This window comes from Halobacillus sp. BBL2006 (assembly GCF_000786645.1).
Taxonomy (GTDB): domain Bacteria; phylum Bacillota; class Bacilli; order Bacillales; family Halobacillaceae; genus Halobacillus.
Map to the genome: position 1 here is coordinate 1 of NZ_JRNX01000249.1, position 8,339 is coordinate 8,339.

The 8,339-nt window shown below is 44.2% G+C and carries 7 protein-coding genes and 1 riboswitch; all 7 genes read left to right on the forward strand.

Going from position 1 to position 8,339, the window contains the following annotated elements; translation table 11 throughout:
• Positions 1–291 precede the first annotated feature (291 nt).
• The 7 genes from LD39_RS08265 to LD39_RS08295 all read left to right on the forward strand — a co-directional run bounded on the left by LD39_RS08265 (position 292) and on the right by LD39_RS08295 (position 8,098).
• Complete coding sequence (locus LD39_RS08265; RefSeq protein ID WP_231572540.1) at positions 292–657, forward strand: CidA/LrgA family protein; 366 nt, start codon at positions 292–294, stop codon at positions 655–657.
• Positions 654–1,343, forward strand: coding sequence for an LrgB family protein (locus LD39_RS08270; protein WP_035545091.1), 690 nt, complete (start codon positions 654–656; stop codon positions 1,341–1,343). Before LD39_RS08265 ends, LD39_RS08270 begins: the two co-directional genes overlap by 4 nt.
• A 600-nt stretch (positions 1,344–1,943) precedes the next feature.
• The gene (locus LD39_RS08275) at positions 1,944–2,663 is read left to right on the forward strand and encodes a phosphatase PAP2 family protein (protein ID WP_052158778.1); all 720 of its coding nucleotides are present in this window, start codon (positions 1,944–1,946) and stop codon (positions 2,661–2,663) included.
• A gap of 98 nt (positions 2,664–2,761) precedes the next feature.
• Positions 2,762–3,658 (forward strand): metallophosphoesterase, encoded by an 897-nt coding sequence (locus LD39_RS08280; protein ID WP_035545095.1) that lies wholly within the window; start codon positions 2,762–2,764, stop codon positions 3,656–3,658.
• 192 nt (positions 3,659–3,850) lie between these two features.
• A complete protein-coding gene (locus LD39_RS08285; RefSeq protein WP_035545097.1) occupies positions 3,851–5,362 on the forward strand; it encodes a malate:quinone oxidoreductase in 1,512 nt (503 codons plus the stop codon).
• Positions 5,363–5,724: 362 nt separating this feature from the next.
• A riboswitch (SAM riboswitch) is annotated at positions 5,725–5,827 on the forward strand.
• Between the two features lie 94 nt (positions 5,828–5,921).
• Positions 5,922–7,031 carry a 5-methyltetrahydropteroyltriglutamate--homocysteine S-methyltransferase gene (locus LD39_RS08290; protein ID WP_035545098.1) on the forward strand — a complete coding sequence of 370 codons (1,110 nt, stop codon included), beginning with the start codon at positions 5,922–5,924 and terminating at the stop codon, positions 7,029–7,031.
• 71 nt (positions 7,032–7,102) lie between these two features.
• Positions 7,103–8,098 carry an aldo/keto reductase gene (locus tag LD39_RS08295; RefSeq protein WP_035545101.1) on the forward strand — a complete coding sequence of 332 codons (996 nt, stop codon included), beginning with the start codon at positions 7,103–7,105 and terminating at the stop codon, positions 8,096–8,098.
• The last annotated feature ends 241 nt before the right edge of the window (positions 8,099–8,339 follow it).

The window sequence follows — 8,339 nt, forward strand, 5'->3', positions numbered from 1 at the left end:
AGAAAAAAGAATAAAGGAAAAAAGGTTGCTCTCTGGATCGGGAGCAACTTTTTTTGTGTACTTTCGTATTCCTTTAGAAAGGTACTGACGAGATTGCGATAGAGGCAGGAGATAATTTTATTTTAAAAAACATGTAATCGTTTTCTATTAGGATAGCTCTAAACTACTTCTCCCCCAAGGGTTTAATCACGATATTAATCCCTGTAAATCTAGTGGAAATAGAGTTATCATAATGAAGGAATAAAAATAGAGATGTCTACATGGCATTTTCAATAGAAAGAAGGATTCATGTTGCATAACGGAATAATTATCCCCATACAAATTGCCATGTTGTATGGTATTTATTTAATCGGAAAAGGGATACAGAATCTGTTTGATCTTTTCATTCCTGGCAGTGTGATCGGAATGATCCTCCTGTTTACGATACTCTCTTTTAAAGTGGTGCCGGAATGGATCTTGCAAAGAGGAATTACATTTATGATTCGCCACCTGCCTTTCTTTTTCATACCAGCGACGGTCGGCGTGATCAGCTATGCGTATGTGTTTAAAGGCAAGGGTGTGCTGCTGATTGGAATCGGTCTCTTAAGCACGGCGCTCGTTATGGCACTGGCTGGACTTGTCACCCAGTGGATGGTGAAAAGGAGGGAAGAAGCTTGAATCATATGTTGTTAGCCTTATTTATGGTGGTGTTCACAATTGCTGCCTACATCGCATCTCTTCGCCTTTACCGAAAGCATCGCCGCATCTACACAACTCCTGTGATTGTCTCAACTGTTGTGATTATCGTTTTCCTGCTGCTTTTTCATGTTCCTTATGAAACGTATATGATGGGTGGCAAGTGGATTGATCGTTTGCTTGGGCCAGCGGTTGTGGCGCTCGCTTATCCGCTTTATCAGTATCGAGGGATTTTGAAACAGATGCTCGTTCCGATTGTGACAGGAACGACGGTCGGCGCGGTCATTGGAATCGGTTCCGGACTGTTGCTTAGTAAATGGGCAGGGTTCAGCAGCCTGATCATCCACTCGATTGTGCCAAAATCGGTCACGACCCCTGTCGCGATGTCGATTTCCGAATCGACAGGCGGGGTGATGCCGCTTACTGCTGTATTTGTGATGATTGCCGGAATCGGCGGCATGTTGATTCACCCCTTTGTGATGCGCTACAGTGGCCTGACCCACCGGATTGGCCGCGGCGTCGGGATGGGAAGTGCTTCCCATGCGATCGGAACGGCTACTTCGATGGAGCGGGATACGCTGGAAGGGTCGATCAGTACGGTCGCTATGATTTTGAGTGCGGTGATCGTATCGATACTGGCGCCTGGATTGACTCTTTTGCTTTTGTAATGAGTATAGAAATCCTGAAGCTCTGGTCCATGAGGGATCAGGGCTTTATTTTGCTTCCTATTGATTAAATACTTCCTGCACGTACTAAGCGAATTGAGTTGTGCTGAGGTGGAAGAATTATGGTTGAAAGCGACTGACTATCATCTCGATCCTATCATCAAATTGGATGAAAGGAACAACAAAAGCCCTTTCCTGCTTAAACGGATAGGGCTTTTGTTGTGGAGGAAAATCGTGCCCAGGTGTATTACAGCCACAACCTCATATAACGTATCTTTTTAACGAGGAGGCAGAAGAACCCTCCCCTTGCTTTCCTGGAGTCTATCCATCTGTGGAGAATAGCACATTGAGTTTGGATTCTTGTAATGTTTTTGTAAAACAGTTGTTTTATTTACTGGCAAAAAGGAAATTAGTCTATAATCCGAAAGATTCATCTGCCTGAAAGAACTGTTTTTTCAGGTTTTTCCCTGCGCTCCAAATAAAACGGTGGATAACTGAATTTTTTTAAAAGTCGTTTTCTTAGAGTCCGGACAGGTGTTTAAATAAATGAATTCAGAACTTTAACTTTTAAAAGCAACTAACTAAAAGGAGAGATAAACGAAAATGTTTTTCTATGATAAAAAGCTTTCAGATTTAGACAAAAGTAAGCTGGGAATGCTTCTATTCAGTCTTCTCATCCTGCTTGCAGGTCTGGTGTATTCCATCAGCATTACGTGGAAGGTGATGAGCCAGCAGAAACTTAGTATTGATCGTGCCATTTTTGAAATCGTCCGGTCGACTTCTCCTGACGGGAAAGAACTGATTTTCCAGTGGCTCAGTAAACTTGGTTCGGTTCCGGTAGTCGCCACGGCCTCCTTTCTTGTGGTTATTTATTTTCTATTCTTATCGCCCTTCAGCAGGTGGCTTGCTTTGTATTTCGCCGTGGGAATGGCAGGGGTCAGTATCATAACGAAATTATTAAAAATGACTACGTCAAGAGCCCGGCCGGAATTCCTTGGAGACTTCCACGGAACGAGTTCCAGTTTCCCCAGCGGCCATACCTCAGCAGCTGTAGTATTTTATGGATTTATGATGTATGTACTTGGAGCTACTCGTTTAGGTCGAAAATGGAAAATAACGGTGAATGCTGTTCTTGTAGCCATCATTGTTGGTATCAGCCTTAGCCGCGTCTATTTAGGCGTTCACTTTTTTTCAGATGTTATCACTGGATTTTTTCTAGGGTGCGTTTGGTTAGCTCTATGTATTACAGGTCTTGAGGTGACTATGAAGTATAAGAATAAAAAACCACATAGATCTGATGAAGAAATCACACGTGCGAAGTAAGTTTTTTATTCCAACATGAAATTCCGTTTTCTCCTTATGGATGGGAGAAGACGGGTATGCCTTATTGAAGTTGAAATGTGTAGAGAGGGGACAAAGAAATGAAGCAAAAGAGAAAGATCATCTTACTGATTACGTCAGGCATCCTTGTTTCGCTTCTTGTTTGGGGGAAGATTGAGCCTTATCTAATGGATGTAGAAGAAGAAACCGTGAGCATTGACAATCTCCCTCCTGAATGGGAAGGGAAGAACCTGATTGCTATCGGGGATTTCCAAGTCGGAATGTGGATGGATAACTCTACAAACCTTGAAGATATCGTGGATGAAGTGCTTAGCCGATCTCCTGAGGCCGTCTTGCTGCTCGGCGACTACGTTTATCATTCGGTCGAAAACCGTCATGAAGAAATGGAAAAAGTGCTTTCTTATTTAGAACCTCTGATTGAAAGTGGTATTCCGGTTTACGCTGTCCGTGGAAATCATGACTATAACATGAGCAGCAAAAAGGCAAAGCCTGATATGGAAATGGCGGAACGAGTCAAAAATGAATTAGAAGGGGCTGGCATCAATGTGTTGCACAATGCATCTGCTCCTTTGAAAATAAAAGAGACAGACCAACCCTTACACCTGGTAGGGATTGGTGCACGCTGGCCAGAAGAAGACAATGTTCCAGAGGCGTTTGACAAGGTTGGGGAGGAAGATGCACGTTTTGTGATCATGCATAATCCTAATACATTTAGTCATATACCGGCTCAGCAAGCGGAGGCGTCGGTCGCGGGTCATACCCATGGCGGGCAGTTCAGGATTCCCTTTACCCCTCATTGGTCATGGAAAGATTTAGTTGCCAAAGGAGAAGCTCATGTTGATGGATGGGTCGCAAGTAACTATGGTGCGGAAGGAAACCAGCTTTATGTGAATAGGGGGATTGGATCAAGTCTTGTGCCTCTGCGTTTAAATAATTTTCCTGAGATTACGGAGTTTCACTTGAAGCAGGCGCGCTGACCTGTGATTACGGTTATCAGACTATGACTCTCTTTTTTTTCCATCGTTAAATGGTGTATAATTGTAAGAGAAGCGTGACTTTTTAATCTATAAAGCGTTATCATAGGAATAGTGGGTATATAAAGAATAGGAGAGGTGTGTCCAAATAATCATTCCACCTTTCTACAAACTCCAATAATAAGGATGGTAAAAATGAGCAGCAGAGAAATGAAGACAGACGTGATCTTAATCGGCGCTGGAATCATGAGTGCGACTTTAGGGTCGCTTCTGAAAGAATTAGTACCTGACTGGAATATTAAAGTATATGAAAAGCTAGGAAAATCAGGAGAAGAAAGCTCTAACGAGTGGAACAATGCAGGAACAGGGCATGCCGCTTTGTGTGAGCTGAACTACACGAAAGAAAAGCCTGATGGATCAATTGATTTAAGTAAAGCCATTAAAATTAACGAACAGTTTCAGGTTTCGAGACAGTTCTGGTCTTATTTAGTTACGAACAACAAGCTGAAGAATCCGAAAGAATTTATCAGACCTCTGCCACATATGAGCTTGGTCCACGGGGAAGACAATGTAAATTTCCTCAAAAAACGCTTTGAAGCGATGTCCAACAATCCTTTGTTTAAAGGGATGGAATTTTCTGAGGACCCTGAAAAGCTTGCAGAGTGGATTCCATTGATTATGAAAAACCGCCAAACGAAAGATCCGATTGCGGCGACAAAAATGGATACGGGAACAGATGTGAACTTTGGCGCGTTAACCCGTAAGTTATTTGATAATCTGGAAAACAGTAGTGTTGAAGTTAACTATAATCATAGTGTAGAAGGTATTAAGCGCAATAAAGACGGCGCTTGGGAAGTGACGGTTCGCGATACGAAAGAGGGTAAAATCGAATGCCAGACGGGCGACTTTGTCTTTATCGGCGGCGGTGGCGGAGCCCTGCACTTACTGCAGAAATCCGGAATTCCAGAAGGAAAAGGAATTGGCGGCTTCCCGGTAAGCGGACAGTTTATGGTCTGTAATAACCCGGAAGTCATTGAGCAGCATGAGGCGAAAGTGTACGGAAAAGCCCCAGTCGGCGCTCCTCCAATGTCTGTTCCGCATCTGGATACGAGATATATTGATGGCAAAAAATCATTACTGTTCGGACCGTTTGCCGGATTCTCGCCTAAGTTCTTAAAAGAAGGTTCCTTGATGGACCTGATTACTTCAGTGAAATCGGATAACCTTCTGACGATGGCAGGGGCAGGTCTTAAACAGATGCCGCTAACGAAATACTTGATCAAGCAAGTCTTACAATCGAAGGAACAGCGCATGGAAGCGATCCGCGAATTTATCCCTGAAGCTAAAAGTGAGGATTGGGATTTAGTCGTGGCGGGTCAACGTGTGCAAGTGATTAAAGATACAAAAGAAGGCGGAAAGGGAACGCTTCAGTTTGGTACAGAAGTAGTCAGTTCAGAGGATGGATCCATTGCTGCCTTGCTTGGTGCTTCACCAGGAGCGTCTACTGCTGTGAACGTAATGCTCGAAGTCTTGGAAAATTGCTTCCCTCAGCATATCAAAGAGTGGGAGTCTAAGCTGATCGATATGATTCCTTCCTATGGCTTGTCGCTGATGCAGAATCCGCATATGATTGATGAGATTAAATCGTCAACGGCTGATACGCTAGGGCTTAATGAAAAGGAAGAAAGAGAAGGAATTTATAGTTAAAAAGAGAAATTATATGAGTGAGGTTTTCACCTGAAAATGATGAAAGTCACTAACTCTCACAATCAATTAGCATGATCAAAGCCTTTAATCTATCCTTAGATTGAAGGTTATTTTTTTATAAATAAATCTTATAAAGAGCAGTGGTTAAACGAGAAAGAGAAGTTGGTATAAGGCCGGGATTACATACTGAAAACAGAAAAAGGATAGACGGGGAAAAGTATGACCAAGGCGACGGGGAATCAAAGATCGGGGAAGAGCTAGAGCTGTTTCAAAGAAACGAGTGAACTAGAAAAAGAGAGGTCTTCCCCTTGCCACATTTTGGGTTCTTCCTGTATAGTGATTCATAACAGTTAAATAAATATTTCTTATCGAGAAAGGTGGAGGGACTGGCCCGACGAAACCTTAGCAGCAGACTCTCTAAAGTACTGTGCTAATTCCAGAAGCTATTCGGCTTAAAGATAAGAAGAGAAATGATTCGTTGCGATTTTCAGCCCCTCTTCTTATTGAGAAGAGGGGCTTTTTACATTTTTAAATACATAAAAGGGAGAGGAAATATACGATGACTATTTCAACAGAAGTGAAGCGCGCACCATTTAAAGGAGATCATGTCGGAAGCTTTTTACGGCCGGAACGCTTGAAGGAAGCGCGTGCGCAAAGGGCGAAGGGCGAGATTACGGATCAAGACTTAAAGAAAATTGAAGATGAAGAGATTTATAAACTGGTAGAAAAACAGAAGAACGCTGGGCTTAAAGCCGTGACCGATGGCGATTTCCGCCGGAGCTGGTGGCACTTTGATTTTCTTGAAGGCCTGGATGGTGTTGAGGGGTATGACGCAGATCAAGGGTTACAGTTTGATGGGGTGGAAACAAAAGCCCGCGGCATCAAAGTGACCGGGAAAGTTGGGTTTTCCGATCATTACATGATTGAGCACTTCCGGTTCCTGAAAGAGATTGCAGGCGATGCAGTGGCGAAGCTGACCATTCCAAGTCCGAATATGCTGTTGTTTCGCGCGAAGATAGATGAAGGCGTCTATGAACATCAAGAAGATCTCTTGAAAGACTTAGTTGCTGCTTATCAAGGGTTTATAGAAAAAATCTATGAGGAAGGCTGCCGTTACCTGCAGCTCGATGATACGTCATGGGCGACATTCTTTTCCGAGGAAGGACGCGCGTCGATTGATGAAAAAGGACAGGACCCGGACGAAGTCGCTGAATTATGCGCACGTGCTGTGAACGAATCCATTGCGAAACGACCGGAGGATATGGTTGTGACGATGCATATTTGCCGTGGCAATTTCCAGTCGACCTTCATGACAAGCGGCAGCTATGAGGCTGTATCGAAAACGATTTTTGGCGGACTTGAAGTCGATGGACTTTTCCTGGAGTTTGATGATGAGCGCTCCGGTGGTTTTGAGCCGCTTCGTCACGTGAACCGGAACGACCTTTCCATTGTCCTTGGATTGATCACATCGAAATTCGGCGAGCTTGAAGATCCGGATCACGTGAAAAACCGCATTTTGGAAGCGTCCGATTTTGTACCGGTGAGTCAGCTTTGTCTGAGTCCGCAGTGTGGATTTGCTTCAACGGAAGAAGGCAACAAGATCACCGAAGAAGAGCAGTGGGAAAAAATCCGCCATGTCGTGAAAATTGCCGAAGAGGTTTGGCAGTAGGCTGTCATGTTTGATTTTCTTTTTAGTTGGCAATACAACTATATGATTCGAACTAAGGAGGAATCAATCAGATGAAGTCTCTTGAAGATGCTTTAAAACATAGAGTTGGACTAGGTACAGCGCCGTTAGGAAATATGTTCAGAGAAGTACCCGAAGACGAAGCGAGAAATACGATTCAAACCGCCTGGGACCAGGGCGTCCGTTATTTTGATACCGCTCCTTTTTATGGGGCAGGGTTAGCAGAGATGCGCGTCGGTGATGTGTTATCTCAATACAACCGTGATGACTATGTGTTGAGTACGAAAGTCGGCCGCTATGTGACTGAGGAAACGGAAGATAAAGAAGGCTTATTCCAATATGCCCGCAACAATAAGGTCATTACCGATTACACGGAAGATGCAACGAAGCGGTCGATCGAGCAGAGTCTTGAACGATTGAAAACCGACCGTTTGGATATGGTCTTTGTCCATGACGTATCGCCTGATTTTCACGGTGACGAGTGGGTCGCCAAATTCGATGAAGCTAGAAAAGGCGCCTTTCGTGTCCTTTCTCAACTGCGTGAAGAAGGTGTAATTCGCGGCTGGGGACTTGGCGTCAACACAACAGAACCGATCGAGATCTCGATGGAGCTTGAGGAAATGCGTCCGGATATCTGTTTATCAGCGACGCAGTATACGCTGCTTAATCACGACCGTGCCTTAGAGCGCATGATGAAGTCGGCGGAAGAAAAGGATGTCGACATTGTCGTTGGAAGCCCGTATAACTCCGGTGTCTTACTTGGCGGCGATCATTACAATTATGAAAAAGCAAATGCCGAGATTATTGGACGCGTCAATCAATTGAAAGAGATTGGCCAGAAATACGATGTACCGTTAAAAGCGGCAGCGTTGCAATTTTCTACTGCCCATCCTGCCGTGAAATCGGTGATTCCTGGGTCGACACGTCCGGATCGTATCAAAGAGGATCTGGCAATGATCCAGCGAGATATTCCGAAAGAATTCTGGGATGAGCTAGTAAACAGAGGTTTTATTTCCGAACATGCACCACTGCCGGTTCATTCCCGATAAAATAATGAAAGAGGCTGGGACAAAACTGAATGAAACGCAAAAATTCCGAACGATTTGTTCAAATCAATTCGGAATTTTTGTGTGCCAAAAAAAGAGCGAATGACCGCTCCGTCAAAACACTTCGCTTTCCACGGGCACGGCCTCAGCTTCCTCGGAAAGCAAAGAACGCTTTCCTGTGGGATCTTCAGCTCGCGCTCTTCCCGTAGGAGTCTCCGTGTTTTGTCTACGCTAAGAATCTGCG